The organism is Candidatus Accumulibacter cognatus, assembly GCF_000584975.1.
Classification (GTDB): domain Bacteria; phylum Pseudomonadota; class Gammaproteobacteria; order Burkholderiales; family Rhodocyclaceae; genus Accumulibacter; species Accumulibacter cognatus.
Window position 1 is genome coordinate 49,280 of sequence record NZ_JDST02000009.1, and the last position, 24,069, is coordinate 73,348.

General features: G+C 59.7%; 26 protein-coding genes. 11 read left to right on the forward strand and 15 right to left on the reverse strand.

Annotation, left to right across the window (positions count from 1 at the left end):
* The first annotated feature begins 6 nt into the window (after positions 1–6).
* From AW06_RS02455 to AW06_RS02480, 6 genes are all read left to right on the forward strand, one after another.
* Positions 7–933, forward strand: a complete 927-nt coding sequence (locus AW06_RS02455; RefSeq protein ID WP_034945036.1) for a D-alanine--D-alanine ligase — start codon at positions 7–9, stop codon at positions 931–933.
* Positions 934–936: 3 nt separating this feature from the next.
* Positions 937–1,689: a cell division protein FtsQ/DivIB gene (locus tag AW06_RS02460; protein WP_034945039.1), complete on the forward strand. Its 753-nt coding sequence runs from the start codon at positions 937–939 to the stop codon at positions 1,687–1,689.
* The gene (ftsA, locus tag AW06_RS02465; RefSeq protein ID WP_034945042.1) at positions 1,686–2,915 is read left to right on the forward strand and encodes a cell division protein FtsA; all 1,230 of its coding nucleotides are present in this window, start codon (positions 1,686–1,688) and stop codon (positions 2,913–2,915) included. The genes AW06_RS02460 and ftsA overlap by 4 nt, the downstream gene beginning before the upstream one ends.
* 66 nt (positions 2,916–2,981) lie before the next feature.
* A complete protein-coding gene (gene ftsZ, locus AW06_RS02470) occupies positions 2,982–4,145 on the forward strand; it encodes a cell division protein FtsZ (RefSeq protein WP_034945045.1) in 1,164 nt (387 codons plus the stop codon).
* Positions 4,146–4,240: 95 nt separating this feature from the next.
* Complete coding sequence (gene lpxC / locus AW06_RS02475; protein ID WP_034945048.1) at positions 4,241–5,170, forward strand: UDP-3-O-acyl-N-acetylglucosamine deacetylase; 930 nt, start codon at positions 4,241–4,243, stop codon at positions 5,168–5,170.
* A gap of 4 nt (positions 5,171–5,174) precedes the next feature.
* Complete coding sequence (locus AW06_RS02480) at positions 5,175–5,363, forward strand: hypothetical protein (RefSeq protein WP_034945051.1); 189 nt, start codon at positions 5,175–5,177, stop codon at positions 5,361–5,363.
* Here the strand turns inward: AW06_RS02480 and AW06_RS02485 are convergent.
* Positions 5,350–5,787 carry a DciA family protein gene (locus AW06_RS02485; protein WP_034945054.1) on the reverse strand — a complete coding sequence of 146 codons (438 nt, stop codon included), beginning with the start codon at positions 5,785–5,787 and terminating at the stop codon, positions 5,350–5,352. The two genes, AW06_RS02480 and AW06_RS02485, sit on opposite strands and share 14 nt — an antisense overlap.
* A 282-nt stretch (positions 5,788–6,069) precedes the next feature.
* Here AW06_RS02485 and AW06_RS02490 point away from each other — a divergent pair, with 282 nt between their 5' ends.
* A complete protein-coding gene (locus AW06_RS02490; protein WP_034945057.1) occupies positions 6,070–6,699 on the forward strand; it encodes a Crp/Fnr family transcriptional regulator in 630 nt (209 codons plus the stop codon).
* A gap of 84 nt (positions 6,700–6,783) precedes the next feature.
* Here AW06_RS02490 and AW06_RS02495 read toward each other — a convergent pair whose 3' ends face one another.
* The 12 genes from AW06_RS02495 to AW06_RS19745 all read right to left on the reverse strand — a co-directional run bounded on the left by AW06_RS02495 (position 6,784) and on the right by AW06_RS19745 (position 17,285).
* Positions 6,784–7,746 carry a DMT family transporter gene (locus AW06_RS02495; RefSeq protein ID WP_171047218.1) on the reverse strand — a complete coding sequence of 321 codons (963 nt, stop codon included), beginning with the start codon at positions 7,744–7,746 and terminating at the stop codon, positions 6,784–6,786.
* Positions 7,747–7,779: 33 nt separating this feature from the next.
* The gene (locus AW06_RS02500) at positions 7,780–8,232 is read right to left on the reverse strand and encodes an SCP2 sterol-binding domain-containing protein (protein ID WP_034945060.1); all 453 of its coding nucleotides are present in this window, start codon (positions 8,230–8,232) and stop codon (positions 7,780–7,782) included.
* A 32-nt stretch (positions 8,233–8,264) separates the two neighbouring features.
* Positions 8,265–9,152 carry a U32 family peptidase gene (locus tag AW06_RS02505; protein WP_034945063.1) on the reverse strand — a complete coding sequence of 296 codons (888 nt, stop codon included), beginning with the start codon at positions 9,150–9,152 and terminating at the stop codon, positions 8,265–8,267.
* Between the two features lie 8 nt (positions 9,153–9,160).
* The gene (locus AW06_RS02510; RefSeq protein ID WP_034945066.1) at positions 9,161–10,174 is read right to left on the reverse strand and encodes a peptidase U32 family protein; all 1,014 of its coding nucleotides are present in this window, start codon (positions 10,172–10,174) and stop codon (positions 9,161–9,163) included.
* Between the two features lie 98 nt (positions 10,175–10,272).
* Positions 10,273–10,539 (reverse strand): cell division topological specificity factor MinE, encoded by a 267-nt coding sequence (gene minE, locus AW06_RS02515; protein WP_034927629.1) that lies wholly within the window; start codon positions 10,537–10,539, stop codon positions 10,273–10,275.
* 2 nt (positions 10,540–10,541) lie between these two features.
* On the reverse strand, positions 10,542–11,363 hold the full coding sequence (minD, locus tag AW06_RS02520) for a septum site-determining protein MinD (protein ID WP_034945069.1): 822 nt from the start codon (positions 11,361–11,363) through the stop codon (positions 10,542–10,544).
* Positions 11,364–11,466: 103 nt separating this feature from the next.
* On the reverse strand, positions 11,467–12,213 hold the full coding sequence (minC, locus tag AW06_RS02525) for a septum site-determining protein MinC (protein ID WP_246148317.1): 747 nt from the start codon (positions 12,211–12,213) through the stop codon (positions 11,467–11,469).
* A 211-nt stretch (positions 12,214–12,424) separates the two neighbouring features.
* Complete coding sequence (locus AW06_RS02530; protein ID WP_034945075.1) at positions 12,425–13,582, reverse strand: FAD-dependent monooxygenase; 1,158 nt, start codon at positions 13,580–13,582, stop codon at positions 12,425–12,427.
* The gene (locus tag AW06_RS02535; RefSeq protein WP_034945077.1) at positions 13,575–14,882 is read right to left on the reverse strand and encodes an aminopeptidase P N-terminal domain-containing protein; all 1,308 of its coding nucleotides are present in this window, start codon (positions 14,880–14,882) and stop codon (positions 13,575–13,577) included. The genes AW06_RS02530 and AW06_RS02535 overlap by 8 nt, the downstream gene beginning before the upstream one ends.
* Positions 14,860–15,567: an N-acetylmuramate alpha-1-phosphate uridylyltransferase MurU gene (murU, locus tag AW06_RS02540; RefSeq protein ID WP_034945080.1), complete on the reverse strand. Its 708-nt coding sequence runs from the start codon at positions 15,565–15,567 to the stop codon at positions 14,860–14,862. The genes AW06_RS02535 and murU overlap by 23 nt, the downstream gene beginning before the upstream one ends.
* On the reverse strand, positions 15,567–16,589 hold the full coding sequence (locus AW06_RS02545; protein ID WP_034945083.1) for a phosphotransferase: 1,023 nt from the start codon (positions 16,587–16,589) through the stop codon (positions 15,567–15,569). Before AW06_RS02545 ends, murU begins: the two co-directional genes overlap by 1 nt.
* Before the next feature lie 531 nt (positions 16,590–17,120).
* Complete coding sequence (locus AW06_RS19745; RefSeq protein WP_171047217.1) at positions 17,121–17,285, reverse strand: hypothetical protein; 165 nt, start codon at positions 17,283–17,285, stop codon at positions 17,121–17,123.
* Between the two features lie 119 nt (positions 17,286–17,404).
* Here AW06_RS19745 and AW06_RS02550 point away from each other — a divergent pair, with 119 nt between their 5' ends.
* Genes AW06_RS02550 through rsmA form a run of 4 tightly spaced genes read left to right on the forward strand, consistent with a single transcriptional unit; the run spans position 17,405 to position 22,988 of the window.
* Positions 17,405–19,831 (forward strand): LPS-assembly protein LptD, encoded by a 2,427-nt coding sequence (locus AW06_RS02550; RefSeq protein WP_273704316.1) that lies wholly within the window; start codon positions 17,405–17,407, stop codon positions 19,829–19,831.
* Positions 19,832–19,839: 8 nt separating this feature from the next.
* Entirely contained in the window at positions 19,840–21,147 is a 1,308-nt protein-coding gene (locus tag AW06_RS02555; protein WP_034945085.1) for a peptidylprolyl isomerase, read from the forward strand.
* Between the two features lie 4 nt (positions 21,148–21,151).
* Positions 21,152–22,156, forward strand: a complete 1,005-nt coding sequence (gene pdxA, locus AW06_RS02560) for a 4-hydroxythreonine-4-phosphate dehydrogenase PdxA (RefSeq protein WP_034945145.1) — start codon at positions 21,152–21,154, stop codon at positions 22,154–22,156.
* A 4-nt stretch (positions 22,157–22,160) separates the two neighbouring features.
* A complete protein-coding gene (gene rsmA, locus AW06_RS02565; RefSeq protein WP_034945088.1) occupies positions 22,161–22,988 on the forward strand; it encodes a 16S rRNA (adenine(1518)-N(6)/adenine(1519)-N(6))-dimethyltransferase RsmA in 828 nt (275 codons plus the stop codon).
* Between the two features lie 90 nt (positions 22,989–23,078).
* Here the strand turns inward: rsmA and AW06_RS19750 are convergent, their stop codons facing one another.
* Together AW06_RS19750 and xth are read right to left on the reverse strand one after the other, a co-directional pair.
* Complete coding sequence (locus AW06_RS19750) at positions 23,079–23,234, reverse strand: hypothetical protein (RefSeq protein ID WP_273704317.1); 156 nt, start codon at positions 23,232–23,234, stop codon at positions 23,079–23,081.
* A complete protein-coding gene (gene xth / locus AW06_RS02570) occupies positions 23,234–24,001 on the reverse strand; it encodes an exodeoxyribonuclease III (protein WP_034945091.1) in 768 nt (255 codons plus the stop codon). The genes AW06_RS19750 and xth overlap by 1 nt, the downstream gene beginning before the upstream one ends.
* Positions 24,002–24,069: the final 68 nt, after the last annotated feature.

A 24,069-nucleotide genomic window follows, 5' to 3' on the forward strand; every position in this document is an offset into this window, starting at 1 on the left:
AGGACAATGGACGTCCAGAATTTCGGCAAGGTTGCGGTCCTTTTCGGAGGGCGCTCCGCCGAGCGCGAGGTTTCCCTGAACAGTGGCCGTCGCGTGCTGGCGGCGTTACTGCGGCAGGGCGTTGACGCGCATGCTTTCGACCCGGCGGAGCGCAAGCTCGACGAATTGGCGGTTTTCGAGCGCGCATTTATCGCGCTGCACGGGCGCCATGGCGAAGATGGCACGATCCAGGGGGTGCTCGAACTGATGGGCATTCCCTATACGGGTAGTGGCGTGTTGGCCTCGGCGCTGGGGATGGACAAATGGCGCAGCAAATTGCTCTGGCGTGCCGCGCGTTTACCGGTGCCGGAATACGCGCTACTCAGTGGCACCAGCGATCTTGCACAGGTAGCCGCAGAACTGGGGCTTCCGCTGTTCGTCAAGCCGGTCTGCGAGGGGTCGTCAATCGGCATCAGCAAAGTCAAGTGTGCCAGCGAACTTGGCGCGGCGTACGCAGAAGCCGCCAGACATGATTCACTGGTAATCGCCGAGCGTGCGATCCTGGGTGGCGAATATACGGTCGCCATCCTCGGCGATCAGGCGCTGCCGATCATCAAGATCGAGCCGGGTAGCGAATTCTATGATTACGAAGCCAAATACCTGCGCGACGATACCGCTTACCGTTGTCCCTGCGGTCTCCCGGAAAACCTGGAAGACGAACTTCGCCAGCAGGCACTCGAAGCATTCCGGATCCTGGGCGGTCGCGGCTGGGGTCGGGTCGATTTCCTGATGGACGAGGCGACGGTGACGGGTGAAAGTCGGGCCTACTTCCTAGAGGTAAACACCTCGCCAGGGATGACCGACCATTCACTGGTGCCGATGGCTGCGCGTGCAGCCGGAATGAGCTATGACGAACTGGTGGTGCGCGTACTCGCACTTGCCACCCTGGGATGAGCGATGTGGCACAAACCGCACCTGCTGACGGCCGTCTCGGATCTGCTTTTCCTGGCAGGGACTGCTGCCTTGCTGGTCGCGGCCGTCGTATGGGGAACGCCACGTCTGCGATTGTTTCCTCTGGCCGAGGTGCAGGTGACACAGGAACTGCGGGAGGTGCGGCGCAGCGAAATCGAGCAGTCGCTGTCGGATTTGTTGCGCGGCAATTTCTTTACCGTCGATGTCGATGCACTGCGTCGGTCACTGGAGCAGTTGTCCTGGGTACGACGTGCCGAGGTCTGGCGGCGATGGCCGTCATACCTAGAGGTCCGTATCGAGGAACATCAGGCGGCCGCCTATTGGGGCGATGGGGATGGACAACTGGTCAATACTTATGGCGAACTTTTTCCGGCTTCACTGTCACGGGAGCAGCCGCTGCCCCGGTTGAGTGGGCCGACGGGCTCCTCGGCCGAGATTCTGCGACATTACGAGGAGTTCGCGCAGATCCTGAAACCCAGTGGTCGACTGCCGGCGCAGGTGGTTTTGTCGCCGCGTCTGGCCTGGCTCCTGAAGCTGGAGGATGGAATGTTGATTGAACTCGGTCGTGAGCAGGCCAAGGCACCGATCCGTATGCGCCTGCAGCGTTTCGTGGATTACTACCCGACTTTGTCGGACCCCCGCCATGGACGGCCGGTGGCGGTGGATATGCGGTATCCAAACGGTTTCGCATTGCGCTTTCCGGCCAGTGCAGGTCAAGAAATCAAAGGAAAGAAATGAGCAGGGATAGCAAGGATTTGATCGTCGGACTCGATATCGGCACGTCGAAGATTGTCGCGCTGGTCGCCGAACTCACTCCGGAAGGGCGAGTGAACGTCATCGGCATGGGTTCGCAGGAATCGAAAGGACTGAAGAAAGGCGTCGTGGTCAACATCGAGGAGACTGTCGCCACCATTTCACGCGTTCTCCAGGAAGTCGAACTGATGGCCGACTGCAAGGTTCGCGACGTGTATACCGGCATCGCCGGCAGCCACATCAGAAGCTTCAACTCGAACGGAATGGTCGCCATCAAGGACAAGGAAGTCACGACGATGGACGTCGAAAGGGTGATTGAGACGGCGCGCGCCATGCCCATCCCCGCCGACCAGGAAATCCTGCATATTCTCACGCAGGAATTCATTATCGACGACCAGGACGGCATCCGCGAGCCGATCGGCATGAGCGGCTTTCGCCTTGAGGTGAAGGTGCACATCGTTACCGGTGCGGTCTCGGCTGCCCAGAATATCGTCAAATGCGTTCGCCGCTGTGGACTGGAGGTCAACGACCTGGTTCTGCAACCGCTTGCGTCAAGCTGCGCCGTCCTCTCGGAGGACGAAAAGGACCTCGGCATCTGCCTGATTGACATCGGTGGCGGTACCACCGATCTGGCCGTGTGGACACAGGGCGCTATTCGTCACACCTCGATCATTCCGATCGCCGGTGACCAGATTACCAACGATATTGCAATGGCATTGCGTACGCCGACAAGAGAGGCAGAAGACATCAAGCGCAAGTATGGCTGTGCGCTGGCCCATCTGGCGGACCCGGCAGACGTCCTCGACGTCGCCGGCGTCGATGATCGCCCTTCTCGCAAGCTGTCTCGCCGGGCGCTGGCGGATGTCATTCAACCACGTGTGGAGGAACTGTATGAACTGATTCAAGCGGAACTCCGACGTTCCGGTTTCGAGGATGTGTTGTCTTCCGGCATCGTGCTGACAGGCGGAGCTTCTGTGATGCCGGGGATGATCGAACTCGGCGAGGAGATTTTTCATATGCCGGTTCGCCTGGGCGTTCCCAAGTATCAGGGTGCCCTCTCCGACGTGGTGCAGAGCCCTCGCTTTGCAACCGCTTGTGGGTTGCTGCTTGAGGCACAGACGCAACGCAAGCGCGGCTTGAAGGTAAGGGAGACACGCGATGTCAAACAGGTTTTCGGCCGCATGAAGTCGTGGTTCGAGAAGAACTTCTGAGCGGGTCGCCGACTATAATCACCGGTTTTTTTGAAAATGTTTTAACTTTTTGCAGAGGAGACGTGAATGTTTGAAATCATCGACAAGGAAGAAAGCGAACGGGATACCGTCATCAAGGTGATCGGAATCGGGGGGGCCGGTGGCAATGCTGTAGATCACATGATCCGTGAAGGTGTCAATGGAGTGGATTTCATTACCGCGAATACCGACTCGCAGGCACTCGGCCGCAGCATCGCCATTCATAAGCTGCAACTGGGCAAGACCGGCCTCGGCGCTGGCGCCAAGCCCGAAGCCGGGCGCAGCGCGGCGATCGAGGAGCGCGATGCCATCGTCGAGTCTCTCAAAGGCGCACACATGGTTTTCATCACCGCCGGCATGGGAGGCGGAACCGGTACCGGAGCCGCACCGATCGTTGCCGAAGTGGCCCGTGAACTCGGGGTGCTGACCGTGGCTGTGGTCACCAAACCATTCGGGTTCGAAGGCAAACGCCTGAAAGTGGCAGACGTCGGGATTGCCGAGTTGCAGAAGCATGTCGATTCGCTGATCGTCATTCTCAATGACCGGCTGATGGACGTTCTCGGTGATGATGTTTCCATGGACGACGCCTTCAAGGCCGCGGATAACGTGTTGCGTAACGCGGTTGGCGGAATTGCCGAAATCATCAACTTTCCGGGCTTGGTCAACGTCGACTTCGAGGACGTAAGGACGGTGATGGGTGAAATGGGGATGGCCATGATGGGCTCCGCGAACGCTGCGGGAGTCGACCGGGCACGGATCGCTGCGGAACGCGCCGTTTCATCTCCGCTTCTCGAAGGTGTCAACCTTTCAGGCGCCAAGGGGGTACTGGTTAACATCACCGCCACGCGTTCCCTGAAAATGAAGGAAGTCAATGAAGTGATGACCACCGTCCGCGCCTTTGCGGCTGACGACGCACATATCATCTTCGGTGCCGTTTACGACGAAAACATGGGTGAGGAAATCCGTGTGACGGTGGTGGCCACCGGTCTTGGCCAGGCACAGGCCAAACGCTTCGAGGTGATCAACAGCGTCGTTAACCAGGGTACCGGCACCGACGGCCGGTTCTCGCATGCCGCGAACATTGACTACTCGTCGCTCGATCAGGTCCCGGCAATCGTTCGCAAGGGGCGCAGCGCAACCGTCGAAGCGCTGGCCAATAGCGGTGTGGACCGCTACGATATTCCAGCATTTCTGAGGAAACAGGCTGACTAGGCCGTGCAAGTCCTCATTTCCCTGCAAGGACTGGCGAGTTCCAGAGCCGCTCAGCGTGTGTTAGAATTCGCCAATTTCATCGTTATTTCAGATACATGTTAAAGCAGCGAACGCTCAAGTCGATTGTCCGCGCGGCAGGTGTCGGCCTGCACTCCGGAGCCAAGGTAAGCATCAGCTTACGCCCGGCTGCTCCGGGCACGGGCATCGTCTTTCGGCGAATTGATCTCGATCCGGTGGTTGACTTGCCGGCGTCGGCCTTGCTCGTCGGCGATACGCGCATGTGCTCGTGTCTGGAGCGCGACGGCGCCAAGGTCGGGACCATCGAACACCTGATGTCGGCTTTCGCCGGCCTGGGAGTCGACAACGCCTTTGTTGACCTCGATGCCGCCGAAGTGCCAATCCTCGATGGTTCGGCCTCACCATTCGTCTTTCTGATTCAGTCGGCCGGTATGGAAGAACAACCGGTGGCCAAGCGCTTCATCCGGATCATACGTCCGATTGAAGTGCGTGAAATGGACCGATCTGGCGAGAAATGGGCGCGCCTCGATCCTTATGATGGGTTCCGCCTGTCGTTCTCAATCGGCTTCAACCATCCGGCAATCGATCGCACCGGTCAGCAGGTGACCATCGATTTTGCCGAGCACTCTTATATCCGTGAAGTGGCGCGGGCTCGGACCTTTGGTTTCATGCAGGAAGTCGAGTGGCTGCACGAAAACGGTCTCGCACAAGGTGGAGGCCTGGAAAATGCAGTCGTGCTCGACGAGTACCGGGTGTTGAACGCCGATGGTCTGCGTTACAGCGATGAGTTCGTCAAGCACAAGGTGCTCGATGCCGTCGGCGATCTCTACCTGCTCGGCCATCCCCTACTGGCTTCATTCAGTGCTCATAAATCCGGGCACGCGTTGAACAATGCGCTGGCCCGAGCACTTCTGGCCACCCCGGCAGCCTGGGAGTACACCAGCTTCGAGGACCGCGAGCCGGTACCAGCAACCGTCTCGCGCTGGCTGACCTTGCCAGCCTTCTGACCTTATGTGGTTGTTGCGCCTGCTGGCGGTATTGACGGCGCTCACTGTTGCCGGCGGCGTGTTGGCCTTTCTGTTCACCCGCGACGCGCGCTATCTGCAGTTCGCCTGGAGCCTGTTTCGCTATTCGTTGATCGTCGCACTGCTGGTCTTCGCGCTGATGATCCTTGAGCGGGTGGCTGTTATTCCTGTCTAGCCGCAAGTGCCAGCAGGCCTTCGACTGCCGTTCGCAATCCCGATGATGCCGGCAGCGAATCACGCAATGCCGCCAACTCCTGGCTGGTTCTGGCGCTGAGTGGCTTCTGCTTCGGCGCAGGGATCGCTGCTTGCTCTAGCCGAGCCTGTACCTTGACCAGCACGCTGGCGCATTCAAGCCCCCGTTGCGACAGTTTTTCGGCCAGCGTTGGCGCCAACTGACGCAGCTTGGTGGCCACCGCGCCATTGCTGGCGTGAATCACCACGACTCGCGACTTGTAATTGGCCACGCAACTGGCCTCGCCAAGATGCGCAGGAACGATCTCTTGATACAGACCGGCCAGTTTGACCAGGAGTCGCGCGTGCGCCAGCACCTTGCCGGCACCCTCGGTTCCTTCAAGATAGTTCAGCAACAAGTCTGCCATCAGGAATCCCGATAGCCTGCGGTGACCAGAAGAATGGAACGTGACTCCAACACACTTGAAGACGCGAAGCAACGCATTTTGATTTCGATATCCAAAAAGGCCTCAAGATGAAGCCATGGTAGCAACTGGCGGATCGCTCGTCTACCACAAGAGCTGTCAGAATCCGCTTGAGCGGGCCAATACCGGCATCGGGCAAAGACAAGCGATATAATCCCCGCCATGGCTGTACATCCTCTTCTTTTGCAGCAATTTCCGCTACTTAACTCGCTTCCCGCAGATCAGTTGGAACGGCTTGCCGGTCAGGCCAGTACCCAGACCTTTGCTAAACGGGAGGTGGTGCTGCCGAAATCCAGTGCCCCCCGTAACCTGTGTTTCCTGGTCAGTGGTCGCCTGCAAGCGATCGACTTTACCCTCGACGGGAGGGAAGTCGGCCTCTATTTCATCGATCCAGGCGACTATTTTGCGGAATTGGCGCTGATCGACGGTCAGACGCAGCCAGAACTGGTAATCTCCAATAGCGCATCCCAGGTAGTATTCGTCCCGGGCGCCGAGATTCGCCCCTTGTTGTTCTCGACGCCTTTGATGGCCGAAGCCCTGTGTCGGCGCTTGGCGCAAAGAGTGCGCATCCAGGTGAACCATCGCCAGATTCTCGGTTTGAACAATCCCTTGCAACGCATCTGCGCACATCTGGAACTCCTGACCATGGGTGGCGACGGCAACCGGCGCATTCTCAAGGCACCGACACACCAAGAGATCGCCATCATGGTCAGTCTGACTCGTGAAACGGTGACGCGTACTTTTCAGGTACTACAAACCAAGGGGGTGTTGACTCGGGAAGGAGAAGACCTGCTGGTGGATACCGCCAAATTGTCAGAACTGTCAAGCAGCCGAGGGACTGGCGGTAGCGATTGACGGCGGCGCGCATAGACGCCTGCCTAGCGTTCCTGATGGTTGAAGGACTTTCGGCAAGGAAAGATTGATCAACTCATAACCCGCTTAGGCTGGACGAAATGCACGCACGCCGAGAAGCACGCCAGCGATCAGCAAGGCGATGCCGATCAGTGCTGTGTTGCCGGGAAAGACGCCTCGCCAGATGAAAGCGTAAGCAAAAGCGGCAAGCGTTTCGAAAACAATCATTTGACCGGCAAGGGCGGTTGGCAGCAGTTTGCTGGCGCGGTTCCAGAGCAGCGTACCGAGCCACGACGCGCACAGTCCCAGAGTCAGCATCAGACCGATATAGCGTAGCGCTTGTGGTCCGAGCGGGAACTCGAAACCGCTTCGCCCACGGAAATAGAGACCGGTAACAGTCATGCCAATGACCGCAAGCGGCAGCGTCACCAAGCCCTGGGCTATCGCCCAGGTACCGGAAGCGAGCGCCGGTCGCTGGCGCAACCAGCGAGAATTGCGGATCGGGTACCAGGTCCAGGCAACTACCGCAGCAATCGCGAGCAGCACCCCCAGGAGATGGTCATGATGGCTGCGCTGCCCATCGAGCAGCGCCATCTCATGGCTGTTAACCAGCGCGATGCCTGTCGAGATGACCGCCAGCGAAGGCAACAGTCGACGCCAAGGCAAAGCTTCGGCACCGAAGTTGGCGACGACCGCAATGACGACCGGCAGCGTGCCGATGAGCATCGTCGGCAAAGGGGCGCCGGCGAGCTGGATCGCCGCCGAGAGAAAAAGATAGTAGAGGAGGTTGCCGACCAGCGCCAGTTCGCCAGCCATCAGCCAGTCCTGTTGCTGTAATTGTTGCAAGCGTGGTAGGTCGGCCCAGGCGAGCAGCAGCGCGATGACCCCGAAACCGAGGTAGCGACCGAAAGAAAGCATCGCCGGCGGATAGTCGGGCAGCATCAGAGGGACGACGAATACCAGTCCCCACAGCAAGCCAGCGCCCATTGCACAGGCTACTCCATCCACCAGCACGCTGTGGTCCGGCAACTCTGGCCGTAGCGTTCGCATGGCTGGCTCCGCCGCTGCCCGGTCGGCGCCCGGTCAGTGACGAATAATCGGTGCTTTCGTCAGTGGCGGCCACTCGACGGCGTCAAGCATGTTCTTGACCAGTAGGCCGAGTTCGGTGTCGCCGATGATCGACAGCTCGCGGTTGAAGAATAGTGTATCAGGGTCCTCCTGGCGCACCAGCAGTTGCAGAAAAGCCGAGAGGTTGGCGCGAAAGCACAGATCCGGCACTTCCGGGACTCGAAACAGCGGTCGAAAGATGCCCCCGCGATAGCTGAACGACGCCTGTCCACCCGCGTCGAGCACTTCGATGACGAAGCAGCGCCCTTCAAGCAGTTCCAGACTGTCTGCCGGGAGCAACCCCAGCTTGGCGGCCGCGTTGAGCGCCGCTGCCAGTGCCAGCGAGTGTGGCCATTGTGGCAAATGCGAGCCGATCGCCGAGAACAGGATCGGCAGTCTGAAACGGGGAATCGAAAAATGATTGCTCATTGATAAGTTCCTTGCCGTGCTGTGACGGTAGCCTACGGATGCTGCACGATGCCAGGATTGCCGAACCAGTAACCGTTGACCAGTCCTTCGCTGGCCCAGCCGACGGGATCAGTTTCGACTGCCAACGCCTGGCGTGCAGCGTCGAAAGCGTTAATGATTGCAGCCATTGCCTGCGGTTGCGGACTGATGCGGATGACCTCAATGCCCATACGCAGCAGTTCGGGGACCTGCGCCAACAGGTTGTAGGTCTGTGCCGACATCGTCTGAATGCCGTTGATGGCCAGGAATGGCTGCCCCTCACGGGTATGCAGGGTGATTCCCTCGGGGTGGTCGAGACACTTGAACTGGCAGTCGTCCTTGTTGAGATGATAGCGACGCGCGGTGAAACAGCGTGCCGAGAAGGCCAGTGGAAGTTTGCCGAAAACGAAGACCTCGGTCTCTACTCCAACCGGGCGACTGAGATGCAGCGCTTCGATTAACCGACGATCACCCTCTAGCGGTGGCAGCCAACGGCGCATGCCGTAGCGGGCAAAGGTGGCCAACGCCGCCTCGTTGTAGATGTTCAGATGGGGACCGGCGACAAAAGGACGGCCGGCTGCGAGGTTTACCGCCCCGAGGTCGTTCGCCTCGAACTGACAACCGGGGATCTCGCCGAGTTCGTCAAGCAGGCGACGCAGTGCCTTCAGATCGCTTTCCGATTCGAGCAGGGCCTGCGCGGATATGACCACCTCTTTGCCGGCGTCGCTCAGGTCGCGTGCCAGGCCTAGCCAGTCGGCGACGCGAAGCTGCTGACGGCGCGAGCAAACCACTTCGCCGACATAGAAGATGTCGATCGCCGGATGCTGCGCCATCTCGGCATAGAAATCGAAAACCTCATGTTTCGGCCAGAAGAAGAGCAGTGGTCCAAGAGCGAGTTTCATCCGACCTCCTAGCGCCACGGACGGTTGTAGGCGCCGAGCGTCACCTGGCTACCCTCGGCGACACGCGCCAGTTCAGACTGCCACACCGACTTGACATGAAAGTGTTGCGCGTTCTTGGCGAGTTCATCAAGCGCAGCGCGCAAGGTGCGCGTGACCTGTGCGACATAGGCCGGGCTACGCTGCCGCCCTTCGACCTTGATCGCTGCGATGCCGATGTTGGCGATCTTCGGGAGGATTTCCAGGACATTGAGGCTGGTCGGTTCTTCGAGTGCGTAATAGGTTTCGCCGTCAACCTCGAAACGTCCCTTGCACAGTGTCGGATAACCGGCCGGCTCGTCGTCACCGAAGCTATCGATCAAGATACCATTCAGGCGGGTCGTCATCTGTCCCGGCGACCGGACCCACTGCACGTACTTTGCCGGCGAACACGCACCGACGGTATTCGGCGATTCACCGGTCGCATACGAAGACAGCCAGCAGCGTCCCTCGTTCATCACGCACAGGCTGCCGAATCCGAATATCTCGATTTCCACCGATGTGTTGCGGATCACCGTCTCGACCTGCGCCAGCGTCAGCACACGTGGCAGCACCGCGCGCCGGATACCAAACTCGCGGTGAGCAAAATTTACCGCCTCGTAGTTGGTCGCCGAGCCCTGCACCGAGAGGTGTAGGCGCAGGTCGGGGTGACGCCGGCAGGCGTAGTCAAGCAATCCAATGTCGGCGAGGATCACCGCATCGACACCGAGTTCGGCAGCACCATCGACGGCATACTGCCAGTCGGCGGTACGTCCGGGTTGAGCAAAAGTGTTGATCGCCATCAGCACCCCGCAGCCTTGCGACTGCGCGTAACGGATGCCTTCGGCCATTGCCTTCTGATCGAAATTGAGGCCCGCAAAATTACGTGCGTTGGTGTCGTTGCGATAGCCGAGATAGACTGCGTCGGCGCCGTGGTCAACCGCAGCCTTGAGCGCCGGCAGGCTGCCGGCAGGACAAATCAGTTGGGGGATTTTCTGGCGCGGCATACGCGACCTCGTCGAGCGAAATACGCAGTATAGGCATGCCTGAAATGCAGCCCTTGATTCTCGTCAATTTGCTGCCGATTGCTCCTGCAAGCAGGCGATCAGAGTTTCCTGCCACCTTCCGGCATGACGATGTTGACCTCCAGCACCTCGAAGTTTCCCTGCTTCTCCAACGACACCTTGATGTCCTCAGGGTTGACCGACACGTACTTCGCGATGACGGACATCAGCTCCTCCCGCAAGGCCGGCATAAAATCGGGCGTGCTGATACTGCCATTACGCTCGTGGGCAATGATCAGCTGCAGGCGTTCCCTGGCAATTGCTGCCGACTTAGGTTTGCTGCCGAAGATCAGGGAGAACAGGGACATGCTCATCTACCCCCGAACAGTCTCTTGAAGAGGCCTGGCTTTTCATAGTCGACGAAGCGCAAGGGAATGGTTTCGCCGAGAAAGCGACCTACCACGTCGAGATAGGCTCCGGCGACGTCGGTATCCGTCAGATGGATCACAGGTGTACCCGAGTTCGATGACTGCAGCACTGCTTCGGACTCGGGAATGACGCCGATGATCGGCACGCGCAGGATCTCCTGCACATCCTTGAACGATAGCATTTCACCTTCCATGACACGCTTGGGTGAATAGCGAGTGATCAGCAGGTGCTCCTTGACGGGTTCTCCACCGAGCAGGGCGCGCCGCGACTTGGCCTGGATGATGCCGAGGATGCGGTCGGAGTCGCGCACCGAGGAAACCTCCGGGTTGCTGACGACCAGTGCTTCATCGGCAAAGGTCAGAGCCATTACCGCACCGCGCTCGATTCCTGCCGGTGAATCACAAACAACATAATCGAAACCCATGTGCTCGAGTTCCTTGAGCACTTTCTCCACCCCTTCTTCGGTCAGCGCATCCTTGTCGCGGGTCTGCGACGCCGGCAGCACAAAGAGATGGCCGTTGTCGCAATGCTTGTCCTTGATCAGTGCCTGGGTGAGTGTCGATTCGCCGTTGAGGACATTCACCAGGTCATAGACGACGCGGCGTTCACAACCCATGATCAGATCGAGGTTACGCAGGCCGACGTCAAAATCGATGACGGCAGTCTTGTATCCCCGCAGGGCCAGACCCGAAGCGAAGCTGGCGCTGGTAGTAGTCTTGCCGACTCCACCCTTGCCGGACGTTACGACGACGATACGTGTCACGGATTTTTCCCCGCAAATGAAAAAAGAGATTCTACCCGCAGAATATGTCTTCTGTTGAATGACTCGGCTATTCGCTGCTGCCTATCCACTCGCGCCATTTTCGCTAGTCGATGCGCAATGCTTCGACGATCAGAATGCTCGCTTCCTCGGCAGGTGTTTGCGAGAGTCTGATCTGCACCGGTTTATCGGCCAGTTCGATCGGAACTCCTCCATCGAAGGTTCTGTACAGCCCGGCTACGGAGACCAGTTCGGCATCAAAGCGGGTGCAGAAGATTCGGGCTCCGGCAGCGCCGCTGGCTCCGGCGAGTGCGCGGCCATGCAGGGGCGCGTAGATGTGAATGTGGCCATCGGCAATGACCTCGGCGCCGGCATTGACCGCAGCCAGAATCACCAGGTCGCCGCCACGTGCATAGATCTGCTGTCCTGAACGCAATGGCCGGTCGATGAACAATGTCGGCGGACTCACGGCCGCGGGCACCGGTGGTGGTACGGCCTTGGGCGCTGACTCGGCGACCGCCGCTGCCGGTACTGATTCGTCGTTCGCCGCAACCGGACGTGTGCTGGTCGCGTAGGTCGGCAAGCCGGCGAAGGCCGCGCTGTGGCGGAGCTCCTCGCTGCCGCCACGGACGCCAATGACGTTCAAACCATGCATCTTCAGCACCTGTTTGACACGTCGCCAGTCGGCTTCGGGCACATCGGCGAGTTGTGCCAGCTCGAGCAAAGCAGCATCACCGTCGAAAAAGTCATCGTCACCGAATAGCCGGCTGGCTGCCTCGGCCAATGCTTCAGGCTGCAGGGAGCGCAGAGTGACTACGACCACTGGCAGTGTGGTGCCCTTGAATTCGATCAATTGGATTGTCTTGTTTGTTCGCTGCATGGCACCGTCAGAAAGGTGATTGAATGATCGAAATAAGCGTGTCAGCCAGCGGCTGGAAAGCAGCGAAGTCTAGCCGAATCGACAACAAAGCGGAATACGCCGGAGGTCTTCCTGTAGCGAGCTTGCTGCATGCACTCGATCGAGCGGCTGGCAGATCTGCGGCCAGTGGACCGGCGTCGCGTGCTCAAGGCCAAGCCCTGGCTCCCCAGATCATGCGGCGGGCGACGAAATGGCGTAGCGGCGGCAGCAGATCGAGGGCCAGCAGACTCAGTCCGCGAGCGGCCCGCAGTGGTGCCAGATCGTTGGAAAAGACGCGCACCAGGCCATCAGTAAACGCCATGCTGCCGCTGCGGTCGATGCGTCGGCGGCGAGCGTAAGCGGCCAGGATGGCCCTTTGACCGGCGTCCCTGCTAGCGCGCGTGCGCAGCATTTCTGCCAGTTCCCAGGCATCGCGCAGGCCGAGGTTGAAGCCTTGCCCCGAGACCGGGTGCAGACTTTGCGCGGCATTGCCGATCCAAACCTGCCGGGGAGTGCTGAGCTGTTGGCGGACGCGCAGTGCGAGCGGAAAGCTGGCGCGCGGGCCGCTGCTGACGAAATCGACGCGACCGCCAAAGGATGTGCGCAGGGCGGCGAGAAAGTGTTCTTCGTCGAGCTGCAGCAGCCTGCTGGCCTGTGCGGGCGGCACGCAGAATACCAGCGCGTAATCCTGACCCAGGGGCAGCAAGGCGAGAGGGCCGTCAGGGGTAAAACGTTCCCATGCCTGGCGAGCGTGCGCCGCACGCGGGCGGACTTCGGCAACGACGGCGTGCTGGCAGTAATCGAACACCCTGATGCCGGCATCGTTGGCGGGAATGCCCTCGGCATGGACGACCAGACGTGCAGAGATGCGGCGAGTGTCACCCCCTCCCCCTTTAAGCGTGATCTCGGCGGCCTCGCTGCCGAGACGGATGGCGATGACCTCATGGTCGTTCAGCCGTTGCGAAGCCTCGATGCTGGCATCCAGGCTGGCTGCGAGATCACGGTAACGCAGCACGTAACCCAGTGCCGGAATGCCGTAATCCGCGGCGTCGATGAAGGTGCGGCCAAAGCCGCCACGTTGCGAGACGTGGATGGTTTCAATCGCTGTTCCGGCGTTGACATTCCATGCGCCGAGACTTTCGAGAAGCTGTCGGGTCCCGTACGACAGCGCTAGTGCCCGAGGGTCACTGGCCCAGGCGCCACGCTGGCGGCTATCGATCAGCAATACCCTGAACGGGCCACCGGCCAGCGCCAGCGCCAGTGTCATGCCGACCGGGCCGGCACCGACGATGGCAATATCGACCGCATCGAGGGGCTCAGTCATGGCGCATTACTTCCTCGATTTCGGCAATTGTTTTGGGTGCGCTGCTGTAGACCATGCAGCCGTCGGCGGTCAACAGCAGATCGTCTTCAATGCGCACGCCGACGCCGTGCAGTGCTTTAGGGACATTTGCGCCGGGACGAAAGTATAGACCGGGTTCGACGGTCAGCGTCATGCCCGGCGTCAGTCTCACCCAGTCATCTGCAGCAGTTCCGTTGCGGTACTCGCCGACGTCGTGGACGTCAAGACCCAGCCAGTGGCCGGTACGATGCATGTACCAAGGTTTGTATGCTTCACTCTCGATGGCGCCGTCGATACTGCCGGTGATCAACTTGAGGTCGATCAGGCCTTGTGTGAGAACGCGCAGAGCCGCCTGATGATAATCCGTGAACGACACCCCAGGGCGCACTGCGGCAATCGCTGCCTGTTGGGCGGCGAGGACAATTTCGTATACATCGCGTTGAACTGGACTGAATCGTCCGTTAACCGGGAAAGTCCGGGTAATGTCGGAAGCGTAACCTGAAAGCTCGCAACCGGCATCGATCAGTACCAGCGAATGCGCGGCTAGCAAGCGATTGTTTTCAATATAGTGGAGGATGCAGGCATTGGCTCCACCGGCGACGATCGGGGTGTAGGCGTGCCCGTTGGCACCGCGGCGGCGAAATTCGTAGCTCAGTTCGGCTTCAAGTTCGTATTCGGCCATGCCCGGCCGGCAGGCGCGCATGGCGCAAGCGTGGCCGGCTGAAGCGATGTCGGCAGCACGGCGCATGCAGTCGATCTCGTGCGCGTCCTTGGTCAGTCGCATCTGGTCGAGCAAGTTGCGCAGATCGCGGATTTCACCGGGGGCACGCGTGCCGCTGCGACTTTCGGCGCGCACTGCATTCAGCGCGCCAGCAATCCGGCGGTCCCAATCGGCGTCGTGGCCAAGCGAGTGCCAGAGCACGCTACGGTTGGCGATCAACTCAGGCAGCTTCTGTTCGAGACTGGCTATCGGATAAGCTTCGGAAAAGCCGAAGGCCTCGGCCGCAGTGGGTGGTCCGTATCGGAAGCCGTCCCAGATTTCGCGCTCATCGTCTTTTTCGCGGCAGAAGAGGATTGACCGAGCGTTCTTGCCGCCGACCAGAACGATCGCTGCTTCAGGCTCGGGGAAGCCGCTCAGATACCAGAAATAGCTATCGAAACGATATGGGTAATGCGCGTCGTGGTTGCGCAAGCGTTCGGGGGCGGTGGGGACGACCGCGACGCCGTCACCCAGGCGGGAGAGAACCTGCTGGCGGCGCTCAGAGTAGGGTTGGTGATGCATGCGTTCCTGCAAGCTCCATATCGAGTGCGGCGAGGCGTTCGGGGGTGCCGACGTCGACCCAGCGTCCGTGGTGTCGTTCACCACTGATGATTCTCCGGGCAATGCCTTCATCAAGCAGCGGACGCAGTTTCATCACCGTGCCCGCAGGGATAGACGCAAAGAAATCCGGCCAGAAGACGCCGATGCCAGCGTAGGTAAGGGCCTCGCTGAGCGTGTCTGCGGCACTGAGCAAGGTCTCGCCGGCAAGGCAGAAATCGCCCGCGGGATGGTGCGGCGGGTTGTCGACCAGTAGCAGGTGGGCATGGCGGTCGAGTGCTTGCGCCGCCAGGTGCGCACGCGCGAAATCCCAGTCACACCAGATGTCGCTGTTGACCACCAGAAAAGGCTGCTCACCTAGCATGGGTAAAGCGGCGGCAATGCCGCCGGCGGTCTCCAGGGCGCCGGCGGGTTCGCGCGAGTAGGCGATGTTGAGGCCAAAGGCGCTGCCGTCGCCGAGGGCCGCTTCGATCTGCTCGCCTAGGTGAGCGTGGTTGATCACGATTTCGCGCCAGCCGGCTGCCGCCAGACGTTGCAGGTGCCAGACGATCAGCGCCTTGCCACCGGCATGCAACAGGGGTTTTGGCGTCGTGTCGGTGAGTGGCCGCAGGCGCTCGCCGCGACCGGCCGCGAGAATCATTGCTTTCATCAGAAAGTGTAAGCGACTTCGGCCGGTTGCTGCTCAAGCGTATCGAGAAGGCGCGCAAGCGGTCGCAATTCTTTGTAGCGCTCGCAGGTCCGGCGCAGATAGCGCATCACCAGAGGCATGTCCTTGAGGTAATCCTGCTTGCCGTCGCGGTGATAGAGGCGGGCAAAAATGCCCAGTACCTTGAGCTGGCGCTGTGCGCCCATCCATTCGTAGTCACGGTAGAAGTCATGGAAGTCGGCGTGCACCGGCAGCCCTACTTGGCGCGCATCTTCCCAGTAGCGTATAAGGAAATCGAGTTCCTGGTCTTCTGGCCACTCGATGTAGGCATCGCGATAGAGCGAGACGAGATCGTAAGTCACCGGCCCATAGACGGCATCCTGGAAGTCCAGGATGCCGGGGTTGGCAGGAAAGCTGCCGTCAATGGCCATCAGATTGCGCGAATGGTAATCGCGGTGGACGAAAACCAGCGGCTGCTTCAAGTTGTTGGCGAGCAGCGCGGCAAAAACCGCGTCGAGTGTGTTCTGCATTTTAGCATCAGGCGTCAGGCCAAGGTGCTGCCTCAGGTACCAGTCGGGAAAGAGTGCGAGTTCACGGCCGAGCAGGCTTCGGTCATAGTCAGGAAGGACACCGGAGCGGCTCGCCCGCTGGATCGCCACGAGAGCACGGCTGGCGTCGCGATAGAGTCGAGGTGCGGTTCTTCTATCCTGCAGGGCACTCAGGTAGGTGATGGTGCCGAGGTCTGTGAGCAGCAGAAAACCCTGCGCAAGATCTTGGGCGATAATTTGGGGGACATGTACACCCGCTTCATGAAATAGCGACGCGATGTTTACGAAGGGATGGCAGTCCTCCTTTTCGGGCGGTGCGTCCATGACGATCCGCGTGCGCTGATCTGGCAGCGTGATGCGAAAATAGCGCCGGAAGCTGGCGTCGACCGAGGCGGGTTCGATGCGGATCTCATCGACCGGGAATTGTGGTTCGAAAAGCGTTTGAACCCAATCTCGTAACAGTGCGGTACGCGGCATGCCGTTGCTCCTTGGCGTCGAAGTCGCATCAGCGACTCACCCCGACTCTCGCCAGCACGGGAGAGTCGGGGAGTGAGGAAACGGGCATGAACTTCAAGAGTCCGGGGTCCCTGGAAAAATCATGACCGTTGAACGATGATGCTAAAATGCCTTGATTTTAGCATCCGACCGGTGCCGCAAAGCACCTTCAGACAGAAACCCTCCTGACACATCCTTTAACCAAGCACTTCGGAATGACGTTTCCTTCTCGGCCCAGGCCGCTGCCCCTGATCTTCTGCTGCAGTGTCGTTGGCATGCTTGCCCCAAGCCATGCTGACCAGGTTCGGGAGCAGGGTTCAGCACCATTCCGGGTCGATCCAGCCTTGCTGGGCTTGCCGCCGGTGAAACCGGGTGCCCAGCCGGAACCGCTGGTCCGGCCTTCGGCAGACACCAGTCCCGTGCACACACCCGCAGTCGAGACACGGCCAATGCCGGTACCGCTTGCCCCCGCGCCGCAAGCCGACAGCGCACCGGGCAAGTCGTCAGCAGACACTACCACAACTGTTTCAGCGACAGAAGGACGCGTCCCATCGGCGAATAGCCTCCCGGCAGCGCCGCCCGAAGTAACACAGGCGCCGGTGACAGGCAGCGCGCCCGAACCACCCGACGCAGCGGCAGCAACTGGCGCTGCGCCTGCCCAGTCAAACGAAGAAGCATTTCTGCCATCCTCGTCGCGACAGGCAACCCAGGAATCCCCTCCGGCAGTGGACGACACGCGCAGTGTGGCAGCGCCACCGGTTGTCAGGCCCAAGCCTGTTGGAGACGCAGCCGGATCCGTGCAGAAATCTGCTGCATCGGCAGGGTCACTGCCCATCGCCCCTGCGCTTGCCGAGTCGTTACCCGATGCGGGACCGTTGTCATTGCGGATGGCCCCGGCGATGCTGCCGCCAGTATCGGGGGGCAAGGAGCCGCGACCGGTTTTTCTGAGCGCCCAGCGCATCTCGGGAGTCGTGAACCGCGAGATGATGGCCGAAGATGCGGCCGAATTGCGCAAGGCCGGCACCGTGCTGACTGCCGACCGTCTGACCTACTGGCCGGTTGACGACGAGGTCGAGGCAGTCGGAAAGGTGCGTATCGAGCAAGGTGAAGACGTCATTTCAGGATCGCAGGGGCGCCTCAAAATCGAGGATCAGGTCGGTTTTTTCGATCAGGCTTCGTACTTCGTCAAACGGCAGTCGGCACCAGCGGTAGCGGCGCAGGACGGCAAGAAATCGGATTTGCCCTGGGCTGATGTGCAGGACGAGTCGACAACCGGTTTCGCCGCACCGCGGGTGCTCGGCATCAAGCCCGGGCAGACCCGGCTGAAGAGTCCGACAAAGCCGGCAAACGAATTGACGGAGGCGCGCGGCGAGGCCGAGCGCATCGATCTCGAAGGGGAAAATCAGTATCGTTTGACCTCTGCCACCTACACGACCTGTAAGCCCGGCAACGACGACTGGTATCTCAGTTTTTCCAGATTGAAGCTCGACTACGATAATGAGGTGGGGACTGGCGACGACGCCACGGTACACTTTCTCGGGGTACCGATCCTGCATTCCCCATGGGCTTCCTTTTCGCTGAACAACGAGCGCAAGTCCGGTTTTCTGATTCCCCGCTATGGATCGAGCAGTGACAACGGCTTGGAACTCGTCGTGCCGTACTATTGGAACATCGCACCGAACATGGATGCAACGCTTGAGTCCCGGATTCTCAGCAAACGCGGCTTTCAGCTTGGCTCCGGTTTTCGCTATCTCAATACCGCGTATGGCGGAACTTATCGCGGCGAGATGTTCGGCGAATATCTCCCGCACGACCGGAAAACGAACACTGATCGCTGGGGCGTGGTGTTGAATCACAGCCAGACGCAGGCCAACGGATTTTCCGGGACAATCAATTACTCCAAGGTTTCGGATAACGACTACTATACCGACCTGTCCAGTCAAATCACCAGCACCTCGAAGACACAACTCCTGCAGCAGGGGGTACTGAGCTATGGTGGTGGTGGCTGGTGGAACGCAACGGCTAATTTACAGTCTTTCCAGACCTTGCAGCCCGACCCGAAGAATCCGGTGGCCAAGCCGTATCGCTTGTTACCGCAGATTACGATTAACGCGAGACAGCCCGACTTATTCTCAAGCGACAGTGCTTTTTTCGGACAATACACTGCTTTCGTACACCCTGATGCAGACAAGGTTGAAGGGCAGCGAGTCGTGTTGCAGCCCGAAGTGTCATTGCCCTACGTCACGCCGGGGTGGTATGTGGTTCCGCGCATCGGGGTTAACTTTACCCAGTATTCTCTATCCTATCCAACCTCGGCGAATGTTCTTCCTACATCGATCAGCCGCACCTTGCCGATTGTCAGCGTCGATTCCGGGATGACCTTCGAGCGATCGAGCAACTGGTTCGGCCGTGACTATACCCAGACACTCGAGCCGCGATTGTTCTATCTGAGCATTCCCTACCAGAACCAAAACAACATTCCGGTGTTCGACACCGCGCTCGCAGATTTCAATTTTGCGCAGATCTTCGCCGACAACCAGTTTTCCGGCTGGGATCGCATCAACAATGCCAATCAATTGACCGCTGCAGTGGCTTCTCGCCTGATCGATCCCTCTTCCGGGAGCGAAATCATGCGGGCGATGGTTGGCGAAGTCTTCTACTTCACCGATAACCGGGTCGTTCTGCCGGGAGCGCAAGCCAGGACCACCGACCGAAAATGGGATAAATCCGATTTGCTGGCCGCCTTCAGTGGCCAGTTGTTACCCCGTCTGTACGCTGATGCTGCCGTACAGTTCGATATCAATGACCAGCGTTTCCAGCGTTACTCGCTCGGTACGCGTTATTTGCCGGGGCCAGGCAAGGTGCTGAATGCCGGTTACCGTTACAACGTCGATGCTGCGACACCGATCAAGGAGTTCGACATTTCTGGGCAATGGCCGATCAACGCTCGCTGGCAGGCGGTCGGTCGCTATAACTACTCTTTGATCAATTCCACACCGGTCGAGATCATTGGCGGACTGGAGTACAACGCGGGCTGTTGGGCGTTGCGTACGATTGTTCACCGGATTCAGACGACCCAGGCCGACTCGACCACGCAGTTTTTCGTACAACTTGACCTGACCGGGTTGTCGAGCGTTGGAACAAACCCGCTGACTGTTCTCCAGCGCAGGATCCCCGGATACACTGTGGGCCAGGCTGCGACTGACCCAGCTTTGGCTGAATGATAGGTTGCATGATGAAGTTTCTATTTCGTGGCATGCTGCTGGCTGCCTGCCTGGTCGGGCTGGCAACTGCACAACCGCGGCCAGCACGGCAACCGGCCGCGATCGACCGTATCGTTGCGGTGGTCAATGATGAGGTGATCACGCAGCACGAGTTGCGTGCCCGCCTTGATTCTGCGTTGGGTCAATTGCAGCGACAGGGAATGTCATCGCCACCGCGCAATGTGCTAGAAAAGCAGGTGCTCGAACGTCTGGTGATGGACAAGGTGCAACTTCAGCAGGCTCGTGACATGGGCCTACGCATTGATGATGCACAACTCGAGCAGGCACTGCAGCGTATTGCTGCTGGCAACAATCTATCGCTCGCCCAGTTCCGGGCAGTCCTGGAAAAGGACGGGATTGCGTTTGCGAGCTTTCGTGAAGAGATTCGCGCGGAAATAACGATTGCGCGCCTGCGCGAGCGCGAGGTAGAAAGCAAGATCTTCATCTCCGACGGCGAAGTGGACAACTATCTCGCTAGTGCGTCGGTGCAGGGCGGTACTGAAGAAGAGTACCAGTTGGCGCATATCCTGCTGCGAGCGCCTGAGTCGGCGAGCCCTGAGCAGATTCAGAAGCTGCGGGCCAAAGCCGAGCAGATGCTGGAACGTTCAAGCAAGGGCGAGGATTTTGCGCAGCTTGCAGCCGCCTATTCGGATGCTCCGGACGGCATGAAGGGAGGCAATCTCGGTTGGCGTTCACTCGATCGCCTGCCCACGATGTTTGCCGAGGCAATTCTCAAGCTCAAAGTCGGTGAGGTGTCGCCGGTGCTGCGCAGTTCGAACGGCTTCCATCTGATCAAGCTCTTGGCCAAACGCGGAGGCATTGCAGCACAGGCTGTCGAGCAGACACACGCGCGGCATATCCTGATCAAGGTCAATGAAGTCGTGTCGGAGTCAGAGGCACGGCATAAGCTGGAGAGTTTGCATGCACGGATCAAACATGGTGCAAGCTTTGCCGAGTTGGCCAGGCTTTTCTCGCAGGACGGTTCGGCCTCCAAAGGTGGCGATCTTGGCTGGATCTATCCCGGCGATACCGTTCCGGAGTTCGAACGGGCGATGAATCTTCTCGCACCGGGCGAGCTCAGCCAACCGGTCCAGTCACCGTTCGGTTTTCACCTGATCGAAGTTCTCGATCGCCGTATCCAGGACGTTTCGAGTGAGCGGCGACGCGCTGCGGCGCGCCAGACGCTCCGCGAACGCAAGCTTGACGAAGCCTACCAGGACTGGCTGCGGCAGGCTCGCGACCGGGCATATGTGGAGATTCGGCTTGATGAAGGCTGAGCGCATGGCGTCTTTGCCCGTACTGGCCGTCACGGCTGGCGAACCGGCCGGCGTCGGCCCGGAGATCTGCTTGCGCCTGCTTGAGCGCGCGCGTGAACGACCGTTTCCTGCACGCATCGTCATTCTCGCAGATCGTTCGCTGCTTGCTGCGAGGGCGGAGCTGCTGAATCTGCCCGGCGACTTGCGCGATTGGGATCCTTCGCTGCCGCCGCAAGCAGGTACACTGGAGATTCTTCACCTGCCCTTGGCGATCGATGCCCATCCAGGTCGGCTGGCTCCAGCCAATTCTCCGTACGTGCTAGCGCTGCTCGATCGCGCACTTGCCGGATGCCTGTCCGGAGAATTTTCTGCGATGGTTACCGCACCGGTGCATAAGGGGGTGATCAACGACGCCGGAATTCACTTCACCGGCCATACCGAATACCTGGCCGAGCGAACGGGAACACCTCGGGTGGTGATGATGTTGGCCGGAGGAGGTCTGCGTGTCGCCTTGGTGACGACGCATCTGCCCCTCAAGGATGTGCCGGCTGCCGTGACCGAAGTCGCGATTGCCGAAACGCTGCGCATTCTGCATCGCGAGATGGGGAGCAAATATGGCATTGCTAGGCCACGCATCCTGGTTGCCGGCCTCAATCCGCATGCTGGTGAAGGAGGCTACTTGGGCCGCGAAGAGATCGACGTGATCATCCCGGTGCTTGACAGGCTGAGGGCCGAAGAAGACATGACTCTGCTTGGGCCACTGCCGGCCGATACGATGTTCTCGCCGCCGGTGCTGGCACGCGGTGACTGCGTTCTGGCAATGTATCACGACCAAGGACTGACGGCGCTCAAGTATGCGAGTTTTGGTCACGGGATCAACGTCACTCTGGGACTGCCGATCATCCGCACGTCGGTTGATCATGGGACTGCGCTCGAACTCGCTGGCAGCGGGCAAGCGGATCCCGGGAGCCTGTTGGTAGCCATCGAGCATACGATCGAGATGGTCAAGAGAGCCAACCGCAAAGGCTGATCGAATGAGGCCGCCTATCGCGCGCAAGCGCTTTGGCCAGAATTTTCTGGTTGATCAGCAGATCATAACGGACTTCGTCGATCTGCTGGCGGTACAGCGAGACGATCTGCTCGTTGAGATTGGTCCCGGCCTGGGCGCCTTGACAGGCCCGCTCTTGAGACGGCTCGACCATCTACATGTGGTCGAGATCGATCGCGATATCATCATCTGGCTGCTGCAAGCGTATACGTCCGAGAAACTGACGGTGCATGCGGGCGATGCGCTGGCATTCGCCTTCGGTGAGTTAGCCGACGCTGCAGGCACCGGCCTGCGCGTCGTTGGAAATCTTCCTTACAACATCTCGACTCCGCTCCTTTTTCACCTTGCCGGCTTTGGCAACTGCGTGCGCGATATGCACTTCATGCTGCAGAAGGAAGTCGTCGAGCGCATGGTCGCGGTACCCGGCAGTGGCGAATTCGGACGCTTGTCGGTGATGCTGCAATACCGATTCGTGATGCACAGGCTGCTTGACGTCCCACCGGAGGCGTTCGATCCCGTGCCAAAGGTACACTCGGCGATCGTGCGTCTGATTCCGCGCCCAGCAGCAGCATTGTCGGCGATCGACGCCCCCCTGTTCGCCAGGCTGGTGTCGACGGCCTTCGCACAGCGACGCAAGATGTTGCGCAACAGTCTCAGGGGCCTGGTCGACGATTCACTGCTGGCAGTGCTTGGAATTTCACCCGCCTGTCGGGCCGAGGATCTATCGGTTGACGACTACATCCGCCTAGCCAACAGCCTCAAGACGGCGTGCTACAGTAAAGCTGCCGACCTGACCTCGACCGTTGAGGCATGAGCCACCCGGTTCGACTCTGAAAAGGACTATCTCCCGTCTGCTGGCCGTGCGCTTCGCCACCCGGATGGTGCCGGCGAGAAGCAGTGGAAATCACAGGCAGTTCCGACTTTCCTTGAATACCTGCGCACCAGCCGACGGGATGACCATGCACTGGCATACTACGGCCAACCGCTCGCTCGGAATGGAGCGCAGCGCTGGATAGAGCGCCAGTGGTGCGTGCGGCAGCTTTTCCGGAATCGTGGGCATCAGTCAGCCAATACAGCAGTGACCGGTGCGTGATCCGACGGCCGTTCGAGTTTTCGTACTTCCCGGTTGATTGCGGCGCCCCTGCAGCGATCGGCGAGGGGTCTGGACAACAGGATGTGGTCGATCCGCAGCCCCCGGTTTTTCTGAAAAGCGAGCATCCTGTAGTCCCACCAGGAGAAACTCTTGTCGGCTTGCGCGAAGAGGCGAAAACTGTCCATCAGGCCGAGACTCAGCAAACGCTGTAAAGCGGCACGTTCAGGCTCCGAACACAGGATCTGCCCGGCCCAGGCCACCGGGTCGTATACGTCCCGGTCATCCGGTGCAATGTTGAAATCGCCGGCCAGGATCAGTTGAGGATTGGTGTCGAGTTTTTCGGAGATCCATTTGGCGAGGGCATCCAGCCACTCTAGCTTGTAAGCATACTTGTCACTGCCAACGGCTTGTCCATTCGGGACGTAGGCGCAAACCACGCTGATGCCGCTGACTGTCAAAGCCAGCAGGCGTTTCTGCTCATCTGGGTAGAGCGGATTGCCGACAACGATATCCGTCGGCGTTTCTCGCGTCAGCAGGGCAACACCGTTGTACGTTTTCTGTCCAGAGAAAACGGCCTGATAGCCCAGGGCTGCGATTTCCTGACTCGGGAAGTCCTGGTCCTGAAGTTTGGTTTCCTGCAGGCAAACAACGTCTGGTTGCTGGTCTGCCAGCCATGCGAGCAGTTGCGGCAGGCGGACCTTGAGTGAGTTGACATTCCACGAGGCAATTTTCATGTCTGGCCGAACCGATGATGAAATTGGGCAAAGGAGGTCATGCAGGCGGCAATGGATTGGAACTGTTG